22 protein-coding genes and 2 tRNA genes are annotated in these 19410 nt (G+C 34.8%); 11 read left to right on the top strand and 13 right to left on the bottom strand.

Annotation, left to right across the window (positions count from 1 at the left end):
* Positions 1-2: 2 nt before the first annotated feature.
* Both ACHRV3_RS07880 and ACHRV3_RS07875 read left to right on the top strand, forming a co-directional pair.
* Positions 3-320 (top strand): DUF6370 family protein, encoded by a 318-nt coding sequence (locus ACHRV3_RS07880; protein ID WP_395433874.1) that lies wholly within the window; start codon positions 3-5, stop codon positions 318-320.
* Positions 320-895, top strand: a complete 576-nt coding sequence (locus tag ACHRV3_RS07875; protein ID WP_395433873.1) for a Crp/Fnr family transcriptional regulator — start codon at positions 320-322, stop codon at positions 893-895. The genes ACHRV3_RS07880 and ACHRV3_RS07875 overlap by 1 nt, the downstream gene beginning before the upstream one ends.
* Before the next feature lie 202 nt (positions 896-1097).
* Here the strand turns inward: ACHRV3_RS07875 and aceA are convergent, their stop codons facing one another.
* The gene (gene aceA, locus ACHRV3_RS07870) at positions 1098-2378 is read right to left on the bottom strand and encodes an isocitrate lyase (protein ID WP_047778318.1); all 1281 of its coding nucleotides are present in this window, start codon (positions 2376-2378) and stop codon (positions 1098-1100) included.
* Positions 2379-2633: 255 nt separating this feature from the next.
* Positions 2634-4235 (bottom strand): malate synthase A, encoded by a 1602-nt coding sequence (gene aceB / locus ACHRV3_RS07865; RefSeq protein WP_395433872.1) that lies wholly within the window; start codon positions 4233-4235, stop codon positions 2634-2636.
* A gap of 208 nt (positions 4236-4443) precedes the next feature.
* Here aceB and ACHRV3_RS07860 point away from each other — a divergent pair, with 208 nt between their 5' ends.
* The 4 genes from ACHRV3_RS07860 (at position 4444) to ACHRV3_RS07845 (ending at position 8258) form a co-directional block, all read left to right on the top strand.
* Positions 4444-5925 (top strand): helix-turn-helix domain-containing protein, encoded by a 1482-nt coding sequence (locus ACHRV3_RS07860; RefSeq protein WP_047778314.1) that lies wholly within the window; start codon positions 4444-4446, stop codon positions 5923-5925.
* A 558-nt stretch (positions 5926-6483) separates the two neighbouring features.
* Complete coding sequence (locus ACHRV3_RS07855; protein WP_047773241.1) at positions 6484-7200, top strand: pirin family protein; 717 nt, start codon at positions 6484-6486, stop codon at positions 7198-7200.
* 174 nt (positions 7201-7374) lie between these two features.
* The gene (locus ACHRV3_RS07850) at positions 7375-7605 is read left to right on the top strand and encodes a (4Fe-4S)-binding protein (RefSeq protein WP_395433870.1); all 231 of its coding nucleotides are present in this window, start codon (positions 7375-7377) and stop codon (positions 7603-7605) included.
* A 119-nt stretch (positions 7606-7724) separates the two neighbouring features.
* Positions 7725-8258: a YceI family protein gene (locus tag ACHRV3_RS07845; RefSeq protein ID WP_395433869.1), complete on the top strand. Its 534-nt coding sequence runs from the start codon at positions 7725-7727 to the stop codon at positions 8256-8258.
* Between the two features lie 304 nt (positions 8259-8562).
* On the opposite strand, the gene ACHRV3_RS07840 is transcribed toward ACHRV3_RS07845, so the two are convergent.
* Complete coding sequence (locus ACHRV3_RS07840) at positions 8563-9429, bottom strand: AraC family transcriptional regulator (protein ID WP_395433868.1); 867 nt, start codon at positions 9427-9429, stop codon at positions 8563-8565.
* A 95-nt stretch (positions 9430-9524) separates the two neighbouring features.
* Between ACHRV3_RS07840 and ACHRV3_RS07835 the strand changes: the two genes are divergently transcribed.
* From ACHRV3_RS07835 to ACHRV3_RS07825, 3 genes are all read left to right on the top strand, one after another.
* Complete coding sequence (locus ACHRV3_RS07835; RefSeq protein ID WP_047773234.1) at positions 9525-9887, top strand: hypothetical protein; 363 nt, start codon at positions 9525-9527, stop codon at positions 9885-9887.
* A gap of 73 nt (positions 9888-9960) precedes the next feature.
* Positions 9961-10836: an ACP S-malonyltransferase gene (gene fabD / locus ACHRV3_RS07830; protein WP_230004566.1), complete on the top strand. Its 876-nt coding sequence runs from the start codon at positions 9961-9963 to the stop codon at positions 10834-10836.
* A 112-nt stretch (positions 10837-10948) separates the two neighbouring features.
* Positions 10949-11632, top strand: a complete 684-nt coding sequence (locus tag ACHRV3_RS07825) for a DUF4919 domain-containing protein (protein ID WP_395433867.1) — start codon at positions 10949-10951, stop codon at positions 11630-11632.
* Between the two features lie 46 nt (positions 11633-11678).
* Here ACHRV3_RS07825 and ACHRV3_RS07820 read toward each other — a convergent pair whose 3' ends face one another.
* From ACHRV3_RS07820 to ACHRV3_RS07790, 7 genes are all read right to left on the bottom strand, one after another.
* On the bottom strand, positions 11679-11996 hold the full coding sequence (locus ACHRV3_RS07820) for a hypothetical protein (RefSeq protein WP_395433866.1): 318 nt from the start codon (positions 11994-11996) through the stop codon (positions 11679-11681).
* Complete coding sequence (locus ACHRV3_RS07815) at positions 11984-12196, bottom strand: hypothetical protein (protein ID WP_395433865.1); 213 nt, start codon at positions 12194-12196, stop codon at positions 11984-11986. The genes ACHRV3_RS07820 and ACHRV3_RS07815 overlap by 13 nt, the downstream gene beginning before the upstream one ends.
* 74 nt (positions 12197-12270) lie before the next feature.
* Complete coding sequence (locus tag ACHRV3_RS07810; protein ID WP_395433864.1) at positions 12271-12597, bottom strand: hypothetical protein; 327 nt, start codon at positions 12595-12597, stop codon at positions 12271-12273.
* A complete protein-coding gene (locus tag ACHRV3_RS07805) occupies positions 12582-12776 on the bottom strand; it encodes a hypothetical protein (protein WP_395433863.1) in 195 nt (64 codons plus the stop codon). The genes ACHRV3_RS07810 and ACHRV3_RS07805 overlap by 16 nt, the downstream gene beginning before the upstream one ends.
* Positions 12777-12989: 213 nt before the next feature.
* Positions 12990-13895, bottom strand: coding sequence for a DMT family transporter (locus ACHRV3_RS07800; RefSeq protein ID WP_047773226.1), 906 nt, complete (start codon positions 13893-13895; stop codon positions 12990-12992).
* Positions 13896-13996: 101 nt separating this feature from the next.
* A complete protein-coding gene (galE, locus tag ACHRV3_RS07795) occupies positions 13997-15010 on the bottom strand; it encodes a UDP-glucose 4-epimerase GalE (protein ID WP_230004559.1) in 1014 nt (337 codons plus the stop codon).
* A 38-nt stretch (positions 15011-15048) separates the two neighbouring features.
* The gene (locus ACHRV3_RS07790) at positions 15049-16179 is read right to left on the bottom strand and encodes a DegT/DnrJ/EryC1/StrS family aminotransferase (protein ID WP_395433861.1); all 1131 of its coding nucleotides are present in this window, start codon (positions 16177-16179) and stop codon (positions 15049-15051) included.
* A gap of 138 nt (positions 16180-16317) precedes the next feature.
* Here ACHRV3_RS07790 and ACHRV3_RS07785 point away from each other — a divergent pair, with 138 nt between their 5' ends.
* Both ACHRV3_RS07785 and ACHRV3_RS07780 read left to right on the top strand, forming a co-directional pair.
* A complete protein-coding gene (locus ACHRV3_RS07785) occupies positions 16318-17547 on the top strand; it encodes a 3-deoxy-D-manno-octulosonic acid transferase (RefSeq protein WP_395433860.1) in 1230 nt (409 codons plus the stop codon).
* A 348-nt stretch (positions 17548-17895) separates the two neighbouring features.
* On the top strand, positions 17896-18120 hold the full coding sequence (locus ACHRV3_RS07780) for a hypothetical protein (RefSeq protein WP_017497763.1): 225 nt from the start codon (positions 17896-17898) through the stop codon (positions 18118-18120).
* Positions 18121-18634: 514 nt separating this feature from the next.
* Here the strand turns inward: ACHRV3_RS07780 and ACHRV3_RS07775 are convergent.
* From ACHRV3_RS07775 to ACHRV3_RS07765, 3 genes are all read right to left on the bottom strand, one after another.
* Positions 18635-19027 carry a DUF1508 domain-containing protein gene (locus tag ACHRV3_RS07775; protein ID WP_395426692.1) on the bottom strand — a complete coding sequence of 131 codons (393 nt, stop codon included), beginning with the start codon at positions 19025-19027 and terminating at the stop codon, positions 18635-18637.
* A 156-nt stretch (positions 19028-19183) separates the two neighbouring features.
* Positions 19184-19269 (bottom strand) — tRNA-Leu (locus ACHRV3_RS07770).
* 14 nt (positions 19270-19283) lie between these two features.
* Positions 19284-19356: transfer RNA gene (locus ACHRV3_RS07765), tRNA-Gly, on the bottom strand.
* Positions 19357-19410 lie beyond the last annotated feature (54 nt).

Here is a 19410-nt window from a genome sequence, read left to right as displayed (position 1 = left end):
AAATGAAAAAACTAATATTTCTTACATTGTTATTTACCGGCCTTAACATGCAGGCTCAAGACAAAGAAAAAACCGAAAAACCTCAAATTGTAGAAACCGCTTGTGGTGAATGCCAATTCGGAATGAAAGGTGACGCTTGTGATCTTGCCGTTCGCATTGACGGAAAATCCTATTTTGTTGACGGAACAACCATTGACGAACATGGTGATGCTCACGCAAAAGATGGTTTTTGCAATGCAATCCGTAAAGCTGCTGTTACAGGAAAAATAGAGAACAACCGCTTTAAAGTGACTACATTTACTTTAATAAAAGAAAAATAATGGCGCTGATTCTTGACAATATTGCCAAGCATGTTGCATTGACTCCGGAAGAGCAGGCACTTTTTTTATCCAAAACAGAAACACATACCTATAAAGCCAAGACCATTTTATTAAATGCGGGCGAAATATGTAAACATTCTTATTTTGTGAATTCAGGGATTTTAAGAAGCTTTAACATCAACGATAATATTGTTGAACATGTACTTTCTTTTGCCTGCGAAGGCTGGTGGATGAGTGACATGTACAGCTATTTTTCACAAAAACCCGGACAGCTTTTTATAGAAGCTCTAGAAGAAACGGAAATCGTTTCGTTATCAAAAGAAAATCAGGAGCAATTGTATCTTCAAATTCCAAAATTAGAACGTTTTTTCAGAATTCTAATCGAAAATTCGCTAGTTGCCAATCAGCAAAGACTAATGGACAATCTGAGCTTACCCGCAGAAGAACGCTTTGAAAAATTCTGCGCCAAATATGGAACATTGGTTCATAAAGTCCCTCAAAAACAAATTGCTTCTTTCATTGGTGTTACGCCAGAGTTTTTTAGCAAAATGAAAGCAAGACTTTTGAAGAAATAAATAATATAGCCACAGATTTCACAGATTAAAGTGATTTTTTTGGCCACTAATTTCACTAATTCACGTGAATTTTAATTCCATTATTAAACCAATTAATTAGTGAAATTCGTGGCCATATTTTTTTAATCCTTTTAATCTGTGAAATCTGTGGCAAAAAAAGAAAAAACACGGCTCAAACAAGAACCGTGTTTTTTTTTATGAATTAAAATTGCTCAACCTCCGTAGAATGTTTCATTGCCGTAGTGGTTGACTTACCAATGGTAACCGTATTCTGAACCGCATCAAAATAAGAAGTCCCTACAAAAGCTTGATGTTTAACCGCTCTAAATCCGTTTTTCTGTAAAGCAAATTCTCTTTCCTGTAACTCAGAATAACCTGCCATTCCGCGTTCTTTATACGCTTTAGACAGTTCAAACATACTAGTGTTTAAAGCATGGAAACCTGCTAAAGTGATGAACTGGAATTTATACCCCATCGCAGCCAAATCTTCTCTAAAAGTTTCCATTTCTGCCACTGATAATTTTGCAGCCCAGTTAAAAGAAGGCGAACAATTATACGCTAACATTTTGTCCGGAAATTCTTTTTTCATGGCATCAGCAAATTTTTTCGCATAAACCAAATCAGGATTACTGGTTTCCATCCAGATCAGATCGGCGTACGGTGCGTAGCTCAATCCTCTTGCAATTCCCTGATCGATACCGCAGTTTACATAAAAGAAACCTTCATTGGTTTTTTCACCAGTAATAAACTTAGCATCTCTCGGATCTGCATCACTCGTTAGTAAATTAGCGGCATCTGCATCAGTTCTTGCTACAATAAGTGTAGGAACCCCCATAACATCTGCTGCTAATCGAGCCGCAATTAGTTTATTAATCGCCTCCTGAGTTGGTACCAAAACCTTCCCTCCTAAATGCCCGCATTTTTTAGCAGAACTCAACTGATCTTCAAAATGAACCCCAGAAGCTCCGGCTTCAATCATAGATTTCATTAGTTCAAAAGCATTTAAATTTCCACCAAAACCTGCTTCGGCATCAGCAACAATGGGTACTAAATAATCTATTTTATCTTCTACTTTATTTACCACCTGAATCTGATCAGCTCGCAATAAAGCACTATTAATTTTTTTCACAACCATTGGTACACTATTTACCGGGTAAAGCGATTGATCCGGATACATTTCTCCAGCCAGATTCGCATCAGCAGCCACTTGCCAACCGCTTAAATAAATCGCTTCCAAACCGGCATCAACTTCCTGAATCGCCTGATTCCCTGTTAAAGCCCCCAATCCAGCTACATAATCCTGACTTTTTAACTTTCTCCATAATTTTTGCGCCCCTATTTTAGCAATAGAGTGCTCAATCTGATAAGAACCCTGAAGCGTCACCACTTCGGTAGCAGTATACGGACGTTCAACACCTTTCCATCTTGGGTTCGTAATCCAATCGTTAATCAATTCCTGAATTCTGTCTTCTGTTGTTTTCATAAATAATATAGTTAAGTTGGTTAGTAAAAAGTTTGCAGTCTCAGTTTTCAGTTTTCAACTGAGACTTAAAAAAAAATTAATTAGTATAATGAGTTATTTTAACGTGCAGGAACATCTCTTTTCTTTCTGATGAAGTTTGTTCCATTTGTTTTAAAACACATAGCTATGTGCAAAATCAAGATTTCTTAAAATATCCCTTCCTTCAATTTTACATCTATGTTTCTATGTGTTAAAAAAAATTAAACGCAACAGCCCTTATAAATATTTGTAACATGGAATCGTCAAAAAGTCAACAAAATCAGCATTAACAACTAATCTTTCCAGTACTTTTTCAGCCAAAGGAAATTGTCGTTTTTCGTAGTTTTCTTCTCCCAATTCCGTTTTTATTTTATGGAATTCCTCTAAAGCCAATTCGTGATAATAGGCCAGATTCAACTCTTTGTCAGTATCCAAAACCACTTTATTCTGAAGCCACTGCCACAATTGTGATCTCGAAATCTCAGCCGTTGCAGCATCTTCCATCAAATTATGCAAAGCTGCCGCACCCTGACCATTCAACCACGAAGCCAAATACAAAACCCCAACATTGATGTTTTTTCGAACTCCATTTTCAGTAATGATTCCAATTGGTGGTTCAATCAGATCCGCTTCTGTAATTTTGCGGTGTTCTCTTTTGATATGAATCTGGTTTGGGGTTGGCATTCCGGCATCAAAAACTTCTTTCGCCAGCGCTACCAAATCCGGATGTGCTACCCAGGTGCCATCATGACCATTTCGAACTTCACGTTCTTTATCGGTTTTTACTTTTGCAAAAGCAACAGCATTGGCTTCTTCGTTATTTTTAATCGGAATCTGAGCCGCCATTCCTCCAATAGCATGAATTCCTCTTTTATGACATCTCTGAATTACCAAATTCGAATAAGCATTCATAAACGGTGAAGTCATATTTACCTGATCGCGATCCGGAACAATAAACTTCGAATTTTTACGGAATTTTTTGATGTACGAAAAGATATAATCCCAACGACCACAATTCAATCCCACAATATGCTCTTTCAATTCGTAGATAATTTCATCCAACTGAAAACTGGCTGTGATGGTTTCTATTAACACCGTAACTTTGATCGTCCCTCTTGCTAATTTTAAATAATCTTCGGTAAAATCAATTACAGTATTCCACCAACGCGCTTCTAAATAATGTTCCAATTTTGGAATATAGAAATAGGGTCCGGAATTATTTTCAAGCAATTGTTTATGATTGTGAAAAACATACAAACCAAAATCCATCAAAGAACCTGAAACCATTTGACCTTCTATCTGAAGGTGTTTTTCTAAAAGATGCAAACCTCTTGGACGAACAATCAAAGTCGCTATTTTTTCATTTAGCTGATAGGTTTTGTTTTTTGAAAGATCCGTATGCGAAATCGTTTTGTTAACCGCATCTATTAAATTAACCTGTCCTTCCATCAAATTTTGCCAAGTTGGAGAAGTACTGTCCTCAAAATCGGCCATAAATGTTTTTGCTCCTGAATTCAAGGCATTGATAATCATTTTACGATCAACCGGTCCAGTAATTTCAACTCTTCTGTCTAATAAATCTTTTGGTGTTTCACCGGCAGTCCAATTGCTTTCTCTAACCTCTTTGGTCTCTAAAGGAAAAGCAGGCATGACACCTTGATCAAAACCGACTTGCGCTTGGTCTCTTTGCAACAAAAGTAATTTTCGTTGTGATTCGAATTTCTTATGCAATTCTGTTATAAAAGCAATTGCATCATCGGTCCAAATACTTGGATAAGAAAGCTTTTTTTCGGCTAAAAATTCCATTGCCGTCTCGGTAATCTCAAATTGGTTTTTCATAGCTGCAGATTTTATTTTTAAATAGTTAAATAAGATATTATCTCAATTGATTCATGCCTTTTAAAACATTTCATATCTAACAATCTCACCTCTAACTTGTTTTACACTACAATGTTATGAAAAAGTTTTTTACAAAACAAGCGAACGTTCGCTAAATGTGTAAAATATTTTTTTGGCGATTATTTTTTTATTGGTTACATTTGATACTATGGATATCGAAAAAGACTATATAAAGCTGATTTTTGGGCTAAAACTCAAGCAGGTCCGCACCCAAAAGAACCTTTCGCTTTTTGGCTTAGCCAAATTGACCAACCTTTCAAAATCGTATTTAAACGAAATTGAAAAGGGAAAAAAATATCCCAAAACCGATAAAATTTTACTTTTATGTGAGCATCTCGATGTTTCTTACGACCAAATGGTCTCTTTAAAACTCGACAACAACCTCGCTCCGATTGGTGAAATTTTAAAATCCGGTATTTTAAAAGAGATTCCTTTAGAGCTTTTTGGAATCCAGGAAGCGGATCTAATTGATATTATTGCGAATGCTCCGGCAAAAGTCAACGCCTTTATCAGTACCATAATTGAAATTGCACAGCATTATAATTTAAGTCGTGAAAGTTTCTTTTTAGCTGCTTTGCGTTCGTATCAGGAAGCACACAGTAATTATTTTGAAGATTTAGAAAATAAGGTAATTGCTTTCTCCAAATCTTTTCAAATCAATTTAGATACTAAGATCAGTATTGAAGAATTGCAAGCGATTCTAAAAGAAGAGTACGAATACACTATAAAAGAAATTGCTTTTACCGATCAGGAAGCATTGGGAGATTTACGTTCCATTTATGTCCCAAAAAGCAAAACACTATTACTTTCTACAGAAATTGACGACCCACAAAAAGCATTTATACTTGCCAAAGAAATAGCCTACAATTATTTAAATCTATCCGACAGATTGCTGACTTTTAGTTGGATTAAATTTGATAATTTCGATCAGGTGCTCCATAATTTTTATGCTTCGTACTTTGCTGGAGCTTTATTGCTGCCAAGACAATTGGTAGTAGACAAAATCAATGCATTCTTAAATAACGAACAACCTAAACCGGAACAGTTTGTAGCTTTAATTGAAAGTTTCGAAGTTTCACCGGAATCTTTCTACCAACGATTAACCAATTTATTACCGAAAGACTTTCATCTGAAGAATCTCTTCTTCCTAAGATTATCTCATAAAATTGGCTCTGATTTTTATCAGATAAAAAAAGAACTACATATTACCAATCAGCAGGAACCACACGCAAACGAAACCAATGAGCATTACTGCCGAAGATGGGTTTCGGTAAAAACGATTGACGAAGCCATCAGACAAAATAAACCTCACTTTTTTGATGCTCAGATTTCGAGTTATGCGAATAGCGGAAATGAGTATTTGGTTTTTTCTTCCGCTACAAAAGATCCGTTTGTTGAGAATTGCATCAGAAGTATTTCTGTTGGCATTTTGATCAATCCAACGATGAAAAAGAAATTCAAATTCATCGACGGAAAACCACTCACCAAACAAATCGTAGGCGTAACCTGCGAAACTTGTGCCGTAAAAGATTGCCTGGAAAGAGCTTCCCCTCCTATTGCATTAGAGAAAAAGAAACGCCATGAGGATACAGATGCCGTTGTGCAGCAGTATATCACACAATATAGTTAGGATTTTAGATTGCAGATTTTAGATTTTAGATTAAAGACTGTTGATTGAAGATTATTGATTGAAAATTATTGATTGAAGATTGTTGATTTCAGATTGTTGATTTCAGATCGTGATTATTGATTTTAGATTTTCTCTCACCTTGTCATTTCGAAGAATGAGAAATCACACTAGAAACTCCGTTTCAATTCTCCGCAATTTTGTCATACTGAGGAACGAAGTATCTTCACGAGATAATCCATAAAGTGCAGCTCAACAGTATCGATTCAGCAAACACAGATCCATCGTTCCTCAGGACAACAAACAGTACGGAGTTTCTCATGCGCTTTCTCGACTTTGCTCAGAAATGACAAATTAAAATTACTCTTCACTCTTATTACACATAGTCGCAAAGTTCCCCTCCTCAGAACCTTTGTACCTCTACCCCTTTAAACCTCCCATAAAAAAACTCAGAAACTTAGCCACTCAGAACCTCAGAACCTTTTCTTAATCTACATTAAGTACATTTCATCTATGTCCGTCGTAAATTTGTACTATAAAAATAACAAAACACATAGCATCATGGAAAATATAGTATTACATAAGGCAGAAACAAGAGGAAATGCAAATCACGGATGGCTAAATGCTTATCACAGTTTTAGTTTTGCAAGCTGGTACAATCCGGAAAGAGTTCAATTTGGAGCATTGCGTGTTTTGAACGATGATACGATTGCAGGCGGAATGGGCTTTGGAACACACCCACACGACAATATGGAAATCATCACTATCCCGTTGGAAGGTGATTTAGCGCACAAAGACAGTATGGGTAACACCGAAATCATCAAAAATGGTGATATTCAGGTAATGAGTGCAGGAACCGGAGTACAACACAGTGAGTTTAATCCGAATGCTGATCAGCAGACTAAATTATTGCAAATCTGGTTGTTTCCAAACCAAAGAAATGTTGATCCACGTTATCAGCAAATCTCTTTGAATGTAGAGGACAGACATAACAAATTACAACAAATCTTATCTCCAAATGCAGACGATGCAGGAGTTTGGATTCACCAGGATGCCTGGTTTCATATGGCCAACTTTGACGCTGGAATCGCAACAGAATATCATCTAAAAAAAGAAGGAAATGGCGTTTATGCTTTCATCTTAAAAGGAAATGTAACCATCAACGGACAGGAATTAAACTCCCGTGATGCTCTTGGAATTACCGATTTTGAGACTTTAAACATCAAAGCAAATACTGATGCTGAGTTTCTTTTAATGGAAATTCCGATGAATTATTAATTCGCATAAGTAATAAACAAACCCTCACAACAAGAGGTAATATTTTGAATTTCAATTTATTACCTCTTTATTTTTTATCCAAAATTTCATAAAGCCCGAAAGAAAGATTAAATTTATAGTAGAAACTGATCGGACTTCAACAAAGTAGAAATAACCACTCTAAAACACTCAATTATGGATCCAAATGACCTTACAAAAGAATATACGAATGGTGAAGTAACTATCGTATGGCAATCCGGAAAATGTATTCATTCTGCCAATTGTGTAAAAAATAATCCCGATGTTTTTCACCCAAAAGAAAAGCCGTGGATACAAGCTAAAAATTCAACTACAGAAAAAATTATTGAAACTGTAAACAAATGTCCATCCGGAGCTTTGACTTTTTACCTGAATAATAAAGACTGATAATCAAAAACTTAATCTATTGTTTTCATTTCTTAATCTAGGTTAAGTGCCCTTCGTTTACTCTCAGCGTAACTTTGCCTTATCAAAATGAAACTATTACAATTTAAAAAAATAAAATTATGGCAACTACAAAATGGTCTATTGACCCAACACATTCACAAATTGGTTTTAAAGTAAAACACATGATGTTTACAAATGTTTCAGGTAAATTCGGAACTTACGATGCAACCGTTACAACTGATGACGAGAATTTCGAAAATGCAGATATCGCTTTTTCCGCAGACATCGCTTCAATTGATACAGCAAATGCAGACAGAGACGGACACTTAAGAAGCGGCGATTTTTTTGATGTTGAAAACCATCCAAAATTAGCTTTCAAATCTTCTTCCTTTAAAAAAATTGACGATGGTGAATATGAGATCACAGGAGATCTAAACATCAAAGGAGTTTCTAAAACAGTAAAATTTCCAGTAGAATTTAGTGGTATCATGACCGATCCTTGGGGAAATACAAAAGTAGGATTAAACATCGAAGGAAAAATCAATCGTAAAGATTGGGGATTAAACTGGAATTCTGCCCTTGAAACCGGTGGTGTATTGGTTGGAGAAGAAGTTAAATTAAACATCGAAATTCAATTGGCAAAACAAGTCTAATTTGAATTAATCTGATTAATGAGAAGCTCTGTATTCTAAGAAGTACAGAGCTTTTTGTTTGACACGAATTACACAAATTTTCACTAATTGTAAACTGAGAAACTAAAATTTAATTCGTGGTAATTCGTGGTAAACATCCTCTTTTTTGTCATTTCGAAGAATGAGAAATCACACTACAAATTCACGCACAGTTTGCGGAATATTGGATGTGATTTCTCATTCTTCGAAATGACAATCTTTGCGCAATAAAAAAACACAACCAACAAATCAATTCGTGACAATTCGTGTAATTCGTGTCAAAAAATCAACGCCCTGTATTATTCCTAAATTCCGTCGGAGAATTTCCGGTTTGTTTTTTAAATACTCTCGAAAAATAAGAGTAGTCTTCATAACCAACAGCATATGCGACTTCGTTTACAGCTAATTGTTTATCGATCAGCATTCTTTTTATTTCGAGAATTACGCGATCCATAATTACTTCGGTTGCTGTTTTTTGCAAAATCTCGTTACATATTCGGTTCAAATGTTTTAAAGTAATATACAATTGATCCGCATAAAAAGAAGGCAACTTCTGAGTTTTAAAGTACTTTTCCAGAAGTACCTCGAAAGCACTAATTTTAACATTATACGAATGCGCCTGACGTGAGTAAGTTTCACCATATTTGCGAGCAATTTCGATATGAACACAATCCAGCAAATTGAGCATCTTGTCCAATTGCAATCTATGATTTTGATTGTTTTCCTGAATCAGCAGATTAAAATAAGGCAAAATTTTAGATGATTCTTCCCCTTCAAAAAGAACTTCCGGCTGATTGAGAATCGAATTGTAAAAGTTGTAGTCGTTTATTTTTTTCTGTCCGAAATACAGATTATAAAGTTCCTGTGAAAAGATAATCACATACCCCTCAATATCTTCCGACAAACTCCAATGGTGCATTTGCCCGGGTTGCAAAACAAACAAACTACCCTTTTTTATTTCAAAACGATCAAAATCAACTTCGTGAATTCCCGAACCGTTAGTAAAAAAAACCATTAAATAAGAATCGTGACGATGCGGCTCTTCTACAAAACTGTGACTTTTTAAATGTTCCTTGAAAGTATTGACATAAAAATCACGGTGAATATCGTTACAACTAAAATTCTGAACGCTATAAACAGGGTATTTTTTCATAACAAATGTCTTTATTGTGCTATAAGTAGCGAAGATATAAAAAAGGTTTCAATAGAATCTAAAATACCTTTGTATAAATAAAAAACAACAAAATCATGTCAAGTACACTAGTCCATATTTTGAAAAATGAATGTCCGAATTGTCATAAAGGAAAAGTATTCAAAGACAAAAACATATTCCTAAATATCGGTTTTCCAAAAATGAATGAATACTGTGGTCATTGTAATTATAAGTTCCAAAAAGAGCCAGGCTACTTTTTTGGTGCGATGTATGTAAATTACGGACTAACGGTTGCGCAAGGAATTGCTACTTACTGTATTGCACAATTTTTCTTTGAAAAAACATTTGATCTGAGAATTATTCCCATCATTGCGGTTGTAATTACCTCTTTATCATTTTTCAACCTTCGTTTTTCCAGATTATTATGGATTTATATGTTTAAGGACTATACAAGCTAAAAAAATGTTATTTTTGCCTTTCAATTGAAACTAATTTTCAATTCCAAAAAAATTCAATCTTTAAATTAGACAAATGAAAGCATACGTATTTCCAGGTCAGGGCGCACAGTTTACAGGAATGGGCAAAGACTTATATGAAACATCGGCTTTAGCCAAAGAATTATTCGAAAAAGCTAATGAAATTTTAGGTTTCAGAATTACAGATATCATGTTTGAAGGTACTGCCGAAGAACTAAAAGAAACAAAAGTAACACAACCTGCCGTTTTTTTACACTCGGTTATTTTAGCCAAAACTTTAGGCGAAGATTTTAAACCGGAAATGGTTGCAGGACATTCTTTAGGAGAATTTTCCGCATTAGTAGCTAATGGAACATTATCTTTTGAAGATGGACTGAAATTAGTTTCTCAACGTGCTCTTGCGATGCAAAAAGCATGCGAAATTACACCTTCTACAATGGCTGCCGTTTTAGGTTTAGCGGATAATGTTGTTGAAGAAGTTTGCGCTTCTATTGACGGTGTTGTGGTAGCTGCAAATTACAACTGCCCTGGGCAATTAGTAATCTCAGGAGAAACCACGGCTGTTGAAAAAGCTTGTGAAGCAATGAAAGCTGCGGGAGCAAAACGTGCTTTGATTTTACCTGTTGGAGGAGCATTCCACTCGCCAATGATGGAACCGGCAAGAGAAGAATTAGCTGCTGCAATTGAAGCAACAACATTCGCAACACCTATTTGTCCGGTATATCAAAACGTAACAGCTAGCGCTGTTTCTGATGCCAATGAAATCAAAAAGAACCTGATCATTCAATTGACTGCTCCTGTAAAATGGACACAATCGGTACAACAAATGATCGCTGACGGTGCTACTTTATTTACTGAAGTTGGACCAGGAAAAGTATTAGCCGGTTTAATTACTAAAATTGACAAAGAAGCAGTTACTGCTAATGCTTAATTTTTAGTTTTCAGCTTAAAATAAAAATCAAAAAATCCCAAATGATCAAATTCATTTGGGATTTTATATTTCTAAAGTCTTTACCTTTTTCATCCAAACTAAACCATTAATTATGAAAAAAGCACTTCTAACCGCGGTCTTTTTATTTTTTAGCCTAGCAGGCTTTTCTCAGTCACCTAAATTTGTTGCTCCAAATTACAAAGAAATAGAGTCCAATATAAAAGATAAAAAATCCGTCTATTATTATCCCAATTTGCTTGAAAAATTCAATGTTTCTGACTCTACAATGACACTTGAACAAAAAAGACATTTGTTTTATGGATTTGTTTTTCAGGAAAAATATAACCCCTATTCTGTATCAGATGATAAAAAATCTTTAAACACTTTAATCAATAAAGAAAACTTAACCAATCAAGACTTCGAAAAGATTATTGAGCTCTCCGATTTAAATCTGAAAGAAAATCCATTTGATTTAAGACCATTGAATTACAAATCTTATGCATTTAAAAAACTAAACAAAGAAGCTGAATCGAAGCTGAACGTAATCAAAACAAACATTATAATGGAAGCCCTTCTTAGCACTGGAAACGGAACTAGTAAAGAATCCGCTTTTTATGTAATTAACACCTCAAATGAATACGACTTGATTAATATGATTGGTTTTCAATTTGGTGGAGAACAAAGTTTAATCGAGCATTATGATTACCTCAAATTAGCAGAGAACAAATACAATATTCCTGGTTTTTACTTTGATATTAGCCCTTGCTTAAATCATATTAAAACAAAAGGTTTTTAAAATTAAAAAATCCCAAATGAATTTGAACATTTGGGATTTTTTATTTCTATAGATCTTTTGCTTCAATACAATAATTATTCAGGATACCTGTAATCAAATAATTTTGCTCACTTTTTTCAAAAAAAACATACCAGGTTGTACGAGAATTAGTTTTATAAAAAATATAATTAGAACCTAAATACAGAAGCATTGTTGGCGTTTTCTTATGCGGAAAACTTGAAATCCCAGAAACAATAAAAGCGACAATTTCATCCACATATTTCTGTGCAGACTGAGGAAAACCAAAATATTCTTTTTCAAAAAGCAAAAAAACCAAATGATTAAAATACTCAAGAACATTGTTCTCAAAAATTATTTTTCCCAAGGATATGCTTTTATTCTCTTAAACATTTCCTCTTTAAATTCCTCTGGAGTCAAACCGTTTGCAAACTCGGCATCAAAATCAAAAGTATCTCTGTCTATTCCTTTAAATTCTGGCTTCAGAACTTCATATTCTAATGCTGGTTCTTCGACTTTATTGTCCTTTATTTGTTTTTTCTTCGCATTCATAATAAAAAATTTCATCTAACCCATTTATAACAAATCAACCAAATCAAGATATACCAAATTATCGATTAATCAATTGGAAATTTATATTTCTACAGATTTTTTGCTTCAATACAATAATTATTCAGGATACCTGTAATCAAATAATTTTGCTTACTCTTTTCAAAAAAAACATACCAAGTTGTACGAGAATTAGTTTTATAAAAAATATAATCAGAACCTAAATACCGAAGCATTGTTGGCGTTTTCTTGTGTAGACCCTTTTGTATTTTTTCCGGAACAGCATCGTAGATATTAGAAACATATCTTTCTGCTGCATCTACAGAGCCGAAATACTCTTTTTCATACAACGTAACAACTAAATTATCAAGATATCGAATAACGCCTCGTGTAAAAACAACTTCTATTTTCCCCACCACTCTCTAATTCTCTTAATTGATTCTGCCTTTGCTTCCTCCGGAGTCAACCCGTTTGCAAACTCAGCATCAAAATCAAAAGTATCTCTGTCTATTCCTTTAAATTCTGATCTCTGAACCTCATATTCTACTACTGGTTCTTCGACTTTATTGTCTTTTATTTGTTTTTTCTTCGCACTCATGATCCCTTTTTTTATTCTGATAAATTTACGACAAACTAATCGGACCAAAAGATTCCAATTTATAAATGTGTGGTTTTAATCTCTATTTGTTATTGACCGTAGAGACGCACTGCAGTGCGTCTCTACAAATGCAGTGCGTCTCTACAAATGTGGTGAAGATGCACTGCGGTGCATCTCTACGAATTCGGCGTGTCTTCTATTTGTATTCCTTTTTTATTTTATGTGATTTTCTTTCTTCTTATAATTAATAATAAATACACCTAAAATAATAAGCACTGTAGCGATGATAAAGTCAACTGTAATTTTTTCATCTAAAATCAACCAACCCAGAAAAACAGCTATAATTGTATTTATGTAAGACAAAATAGAAACTTGTACAGCTGTAACACGTTTTAAAGCATAATTATAACAGAGAAAAGCAATTACAGACCCAAAAACAGATAGATATAAAGAAGCAAAAATACTTCTTGAACTCCACAAACTTATATCCGGATTTGGTGAAAAAATAAAAGCTAAAACCAATTGTATACAAGAAGCCATCGTAAACTGATAAAACAAATTGAGTGCAATATTACCCGATTTATAAGCATGCGTTTTCGTATAAATCGTTCCGGCTGCCCATGCTAAAATCGCCAGCCCCATAAACAGCACTCCGATTTTATAATCTGCATCCAAAAACGAGCCGAGCCCTTCTTTGAATATAAAAACAACTCCTGAAAATCCGATTATAACCCCAACGAAGCCTTTTAAACTTGCTTTTTGCAATCCAAACAAAATACTACCTATAAAAATAAGTATTGGAGACATGGCACTAATCACAGACGCTAGTCCGCTGGGTAAAGTCTGTTCGGCAACGGTTGTAAATCCGTTCGCAATTACAATCATTAAAATAGACGGAACCAGTTGGTGTTTTAAATTTTTCCAGCCAATCCATTTCAGTTCTTTTTTAAACAATAAAACGGTCATAATCATCAGTCCCGCCAATCCTTGACGAATAGAGGTTACAAACCAGGGCGGGATTGTTTCTACAGCAACCCTAATTCCTAAAAATGTGGTGCCCCAAACAACTCCAACCGTTGCTAAGGCAAAAATTAACTTATAATCTAAATTTTGTTTCATGATAATTAAATACCTTTTTTTTAAATAAAAAAAATCCCAAATTACACTTCGATAATTTGGGATTTTTCAATGTAGATGCACTGCAGTGCATTTTTACACCATTATGATCGTACTTTTTGTTCCCATTTCCAGGCGCTTGCCATGGCTTCATCTAACGTTAACTGTGCTTTCCATCCCAAAACATTATTTGCCTTGTCTGTATTTGCATAAGCCTCCGTGATATCACCCTCGCGGCGTGGCATAATTTTATAAGGTAATTTTTTATCACTGACTTTTTCAAAGCTATTAATCACTTCAAGGACAGAACTTCCTTTTCCTGTTCCTAAATTAAAAGTCTCTACTTTAGACAGATTCTTTTTATTGAATAAACGCTGTAAAGCAATAACGTGTGCTTTTGCCAAATCAACCACGTGAATATAATCCCGAACCGCCGTTCCGTCCGTCGTTGGATAATCATCTCCAAAAACAGATAACTCCTGACGTAATCCGATACCGGTTTGTGTGATAAAAGGCACTAAATTCTGAGGAACTCCAATTGGTAACTCTCCAATCTCTGTCGAAGCGTGAGCTCCAACCGGATTAAAATAGCGCAATAGAATAGCACTGATATTCGTTACTTTAGCCGTATCTGTTATGATTTCTTCTCCTATTTGCTTAGTATTTCCATAAGGAGACATTGCGGTTTGGACAGGAGCATCTTCTGTAATCGGCATATTTTCGGCTTGACCGTAAACCGTACAAGAAGAACTAAAAATAAAACTTGCCTCCGGTTTTTGTTCCAATTGCTGTAACAAATACACCAAAGTACTGATATTGTTTTCGTAGTACAAAAGTGGATTTTCAACACTCTCGCCCACTGCCTTTGAAGCCGCAAAATGAATAACCCCAGTAACGTCATTGTGTTTTTTAAAGAAATCCTGAACTTTGGACTTCTCCCGTAAATCTATTTTTTCAAACAGCGGAAGTTTTCCCGTAATTTTCTCAATTCCTTTTAAAACATCTTCTGAAGAATTAGAAAGATCATCAATTATTACAACTTCAAAGCCTTCATTTTGTAATTCGACTACTGTATGTGATCCGATAAATCCTAAACCTCCCGTTACTAATACTTTCATTTTGTGGTTATTTTATATGGCTAATAATTAAGTTTACTCTATTTCAAAAATTCAATAACACTATCGGTAATAAATTTAATCTGTTCGTCATCTAATTCCGTATGCATCGGTAAAGCGATTACTTCCTGTACTAATTGATTGGTAACAGGAAATTGTTCCTCTTTATAACGAACATCAACATATGCTTTTTGTGAATGTAAAGGAATTGGATAATAAATCGCACAAGGAATCCCTTTGTCCAATAAATGTTGCATTAAACCATTACGATCCGCATCAATAACTCTTAAAACATACTGATGAAAAACGTGGTCGTTTTGATCCACATCAAATTCCGGAGTTATAATATTTTTATTCCCTGCAAAAGCAGCGTTGTATTTTGTTGCAGCCAAACGACGTGCTGTATTATATTCGTCCAATAAAGGTAATTTCGCATTTAAAACAGCAGCTTGAATACTGTCTAAACGTGAATTCACACCCACAACATCGTGGTGGTAACGCTCGTACATTCCGTGATTTACGATTCCGCGGATAATGTGAGCTAATTTATCATCGTTTGTAAAAATCGCTCCACCATCTCCGTAACAACCTAAATTTTTAGACGGAAAAAATGAAGTAGCAGCCACATGACCAATTACACCAACTTTGCTTTTTACTCCTGACTTAGAAATATAATCCGCTCCAATGGCTTGTGCATTGTCCTCGATTACATACAAATTGTGCTCAGCAGCAATTTCCATAATCGCATCCATATTAGCAGCACGTCCGAATAAATGAACCGGAACAATTGCTTTTGTTTTTGGAGTAATTGCATTTTTAAGCGCTTCGATATCAATGTTCATATTATTCATATCAACATCAACCAAAACCGGAGTCAATTGCAATAAAGCAATCACCTCAACTGTAGCAGCAAAGGTAAAATCTGCTGTAATAACCTCATCTCCCGGTTTAAGATCCAATCCCATCATAGCAATTTGCAAGGCATCGGTTCCGTTTGCGCAAGGAATTACGTGTTTTGCACCTAAATAGTCTTCCAGATTTTTTTGAAACTGATGAACTAATGGTCCGTTTATATAAGTATTTGTATCTAAAACTTCTTGAATCGAAGCATCAACTGTAGTTTTTATTTTCTCGTATTGACTCTTTAAGTCAACCATTTGAATTTTTTTCATTTATCTTTCTTTATTTTAAAACTTAAGATTTGTTTTTGGAATTCAATCTTCAAAACGAAGAACAAAAATAGTTATTTAATACCTTCAAACAATGAAAAATAATGGAAAGAAACGTATTTTAGCACCAAAATTACACACATGCTTTTTCTATACAATTTAGTCGTTTATCTTGCTACGTTTTTTCTGAAAATTGTTTCCTTATTTAGTCCGAAAATTAAGCTTTTTATAGAGGGAAGAAAAAACGTCTTCACGATATTGGAAGAAAAGATAAAACCCACAGACAGAACAATTTGGTTTCACGCTGCCTCTCTTGGAGAGTACGAACAAGGCCTTCCTGTTATTGAAAAAATCAAAGAAAAATACCCTTCGCATAAAATCATTGTTACCTTCTTTTCCCCTTCCGGATACGAAGTGCGTAAAAATAACACAGTAGCAGATGTTACCCTATACCTGCCTTTAGACACCAAAAACAACGCTAAACGTTTTTTAAAACTAGCCCATCCCGAACTGGTATTTTTTATCAAATATGAATTCTGGCTTAATTACCTGAAAGAACTCAAAGAAAACAAAACACCAACTTATTTAGTTTCCGGAATTTTCAGAGACAGTCAGATGTTTTTTAAATGGTATGGAGGATTTTATCGCAAAGCCTTAAAAACATTTACTTACTTCTTTGTACAAAATCAAAGTTCAAAAGAAAAGATAGAAGCTCTTGGCTTCCACAATGTGATTGTTTCCGGCGATACTCGTTTTGACCGAGTGAATGCTATTTTAGAAAGAGACAACACGCTTGATTTTATTGAAAATTTCAAAAACAATCAAACCACAATTGTTATCGGAAGTTCATGGCCAAAAGACGAAGCCTTATTAGCCGAATACATCAATCAGGCTCCTGAAAATGTAAAATTCATTATTGCCCCGCATAACATAAAAGCAGATCAGATCGCGAACCTCACGGCTCAAATCACGAAATCAACTGTCCTATATTCCGAAAAAGAAAACAGCGACCTATCTACTTATAATGTCTTTATTATTGACACGATAGGCTTATTGACCAAAATATATAGTTATGGAACGATTGCCTACGTAGGAGGCGGATTTGGAAACCCGGGTATTCATAACATTCTGGAACCGGCTACTTTCGGTATTCCAATTGTGATTGGTCCAAACTACGCTAATTTTGCGGAGGCCGTACAACTGGTAACACTTGGAGGCTGTACCGTTATCAACAACAAAGAGGAGCTAAAACAAAATCTGGATCATTTGATCTCGGACGAAACCTATTATAAAGAAAAAGCACAAATCTGCAAGTCGTTTATTCAGGACAATAAAGGAGCTACAAACAGCGTTATGGAAATCGTTTCATAACAACTCCGATTAACAAAAAGTAAATTTTGAGTCGTAAATCATAAAAAATACTTTCAAAAAAGGGCATCAATCTATTTGGCGATTATTAAATAATCATCAAAAAGCAAAATAAACCACAATGAAGACCATAAAAAGCGCCCTTTTTCTTATTGAATATGCAGCGATCGATAATTTACGCAAAATATACCACAATACAACACAATTTAACTATTTTGGCATATTTTTTGATAATTAAGATAATCGTGAGCGATGAAAATATTTTAAAAAAAAAATAAAAAAATATTTTACATATTAAAAAATTTATATCTTTGCCACGAATTAATAATTAACCTTTTATAATAAAGTAAGATGAAAAAAGTATTTTTAAGTTTAGCTGTTGTTGCTGTTTTAACTGTTGTATCTTGTAAAAAAGCTGACGCTGCAGCTACTGAAGCTGTAGATTCTACTGCTGTTGCTGTTGATTCTGCTGCTGCTGTAGTTGATTCTGCTGCTGCAACTGTTGATTCTGCTGCTGCAAAAGTTGATTCAGCTGCTGCAAAAGTTGAAGAAGCTGCTGCTCCTGCTAAAAAGTAATTCTAAATTACTCAAAAAATTAAAAAGCTATCTTTTAACAGATAGCTTTTTTTTATGCCCAGAAACCAAGGTTCTTGGAAATTCCAAAATTTTGAAATTCCAAATTTCAAATCTTGAATTCCAAGCTTCGCTTTGAATTTTAAAACAGAACGAGAACACCTTATAATAAAAAAGGATTAAAGACCGCATTAGATCTTTAATCCTTTTTTGTTATTATATTTCTCAAATCACTATAGAGGAACCTACCTTTAAAAACACCCCTTCATTCAATCCAACACCACACCACTACTATCAACTATTTCCAATACAGATCTACAAGCCCTATTTTCCAACAATCTTGTTCATTTCAGCACAAGAAATCACAATAACATTTCCGCTGAGGAAAGAAAAATCTTTGTCGAGTTACGCGTGCGATTTCTCCTTCGTCGAAATGACAAAAACAAGCCCCTTAAAAAAAAAAAAAAAAAAAAACAGTTTCAAAAGCTGGAATTTGGAATTTCAAAATTTTGGAATTTCACCCCTCCATCATCTCTTCATCCAAAACTTCCTCCCCCTCCTCTTCGTCTTCAAAAATCGATTCACTTGACGAGAAGTCCAAAATCTCAGATCTTGAGCCGTACGTAACAATCTCCTTGATTCCTTTTTGTAAAAGCAATTCCGTCGTGTATTTACGACTTGTTGCAAAATGAAGCTCCCCTAACATCAATTTAAAAAAATACTTCCCTCCTGAGCCTTTAAATTTTAAAAACTTAGCCTGATCCATATTTGCTTTAAACTTCTCAATATCTTCTTCGCACTCAAACTTCAATTCATAACTCAAACTCGTAAAGATCACTTTTCCCTTTCTCGAAGTAAAAACAAATTTATACTCGTCGTTAAACCGCTTACTAATTACAAAGGCACCCATTTTTTGATTGTTGATTTTAGATTATTGATTGCTGACTTTGATTTTTGATTTCCGAATTTAGATTACCGGATATGCAAAAAATCACTTTATCATCTCACGTTTAAAAGACATGAGTTTACGCCATAAAAAAAGCCTCTTCAAAAGAAGAGGCTTTAGTACTCAGAGCGGGACTTGAACCCGCACGAACATTGCTGTTCACTGGATTTTAAGTCCAGCGTGTCTACCAATTTCACCATCCGAGCATTATATGGTTTTGAGCGAAAAACGGGGCTCGAACCCGCGACCTCGACCTTGGCAAGGTCGCGCTCTACCAACTGAGCTATTTTCGCATTTCACATTCTAATAAGAACCGCAATACTTGACTTGTTCTGTATTGCGGTTGC

The sequence above is a fragment of the Flavobacterium sp. FlaQc-49 genome, assembly GCF_044005985.1.
In the GTDB taxonomy this organism is placed as follows: domain Bacteria; phylum Bacteroidota; class Bacteroidia; order Flavobacteriales; family Flavobacteriaceae; genus Flavobacterium; species Flavobacterium cupriresistens.
Note: the sequence above shows the minus strand (reverse complement) of the source record. Positions and strands in the feature narration are given on the sequence as shown.

Excerpts from the sequence above, each read along its gene's own strand:
- ACHRV3_RS07880 (WP_395433874.1), top strand. The coding sequence starts at position 3 with ATGAAAAAACTAATATTTCTTACATTGTTATTTACCGGCCTTAACATG.
- ACHRV3_RS07875 (WP_395433873.1), top strand. The coding sequence starts at position 320 with ATGGCGCTGATTCTTGACAATATTGCCAAGCATGTTGCATTGACTCCG.
- aceA (WP_047778318.1), bottom strand. The coding sequence starts at position 2,378 with ATGAAAACAACAGAAGACAGAATTCAGGAATTGATTAACGATTGGATT.
- aceB (WP_395433872.1), bottom strand. The coding sequence starts at position 4,235 with ATGAAAAACCAATTTGAGATTACCGAGACGGCAATGGAATTTTTAGCC.
- ACHRV3_RS07860 (WP_047778314.1), top strand. The coding sequence starts at position 4,444 with ATGGATATCGAAAAAGACTATATAAAGCTGATTTTTGGGCTAAAACTC.
- ACHRV3_RS07855 (WP_047773241.1), top strand. The coding sequence starts at position 6,484 with ATGGAAAATATAGTATTACATAAGGCAGAAACAAGAGGAAATGCAAAT.
- ACHRV3_RS07850 (WP_395433870.1), top strand. The coding sequence starts at position 7,375 with ATGGATCCAAATGACCTTACAAAAGAATATACGAATGGTGAAGTAACT.
- ACHRV3_RS07845 (WP_395433869.1), top strand. The coding sequence starts at position 7,725 with ATGGCAACTACAAAATGGTCTATTGACCCAACACATTCACAAATTGGT.
- ACHRV3_RS07840 (WP_395433868.1), bottom strand. The coding sequence starts at position 9,429 with ATGAAAAAATACCCTGTTTATAGCGTTCAGAATTTTAGTTGTAACGAT.
- ACHRV3_RS07835 (WP_047773234.1), top strand. The coding sequence starts at position 9,525 with ATGTCAAGTACACTAGTCCATATTTTGAAAAATGAATGTCCGAATTGT.
- fabD (WP_230004566.1), top strand. The coding sequence starts at position 9,961 with ATGAAAGCATACGTATTTCCAGGTCAGGGCGCACAGTTTACAGGAATG.
- ACHRV3_RS07825 (WP_395433867.1), top strand. The coding sequence starts at position 10,949 with ATGAAAAAAGCACTTCTAACCGCGGTCTTTTTATTTTTTAGCCTAGCA.
- ACHRV3_RS07815 (WP_395433865.1), bottom strand. The coding sequence starts at position 12,196 with ATGAAATTTTTTATTATGAATGCGAAGAAAAAACAAATAAAGGACAAT.
- ACHRV3_RS07805 (WP_395433863.1), bottom strand. The coding sequence starts at position 12,776 with ATGAGTGCGAAGAAAAAACAAATAAAAGACAATAAAGTCGAAGAACCA.
- ACHRV3_RS07800 (WP_047773226.1), bottom strand. The coding sequence starts at position 13,895 with ATGAAACAAAATTTAGATTATAAGTTAATTTTTGCCTTAGCAACGGTT.
- galE (WP_230004559.1), bottom strand. The coding sequence starts at position 15,010 with ATGAAAGTATTAGTAACGGGAGGTTTAGGATTTATCGGATCACATACA.
- ACHRV3_RS07790 (WP_395433861.1), bottom strand. The coding sequence starts at position 16,179 with ATGAAAAAAATTCAAATGGTTGACTTAAAGAGTCAATACGAGAAAATA.
- ACHRV3_RS07785 (WP_395433860.1), top strand. The coding sequence starts at position 16,318 with ATGCTTTTTCTATACAATTTAGTCGTTTATCTTGCTACGTTTTTTCTG.
- ACHRV3_RS07780 (WP_017497763.1), top strand. The coding sequence starts at position 17,896 with ATGAAAAAAGTATTTTTAAGTTTAGCTGTTGTTGCTGTTTTAACTGTT.
- ACHRV3_RS07775 (WP_395426692.1), bottom strand. The coding sequence starts at position 19,027 with ATGGGTGCCTTTGTAATTAGTAAGCGGTTTAACGACGAGTATAAATTT.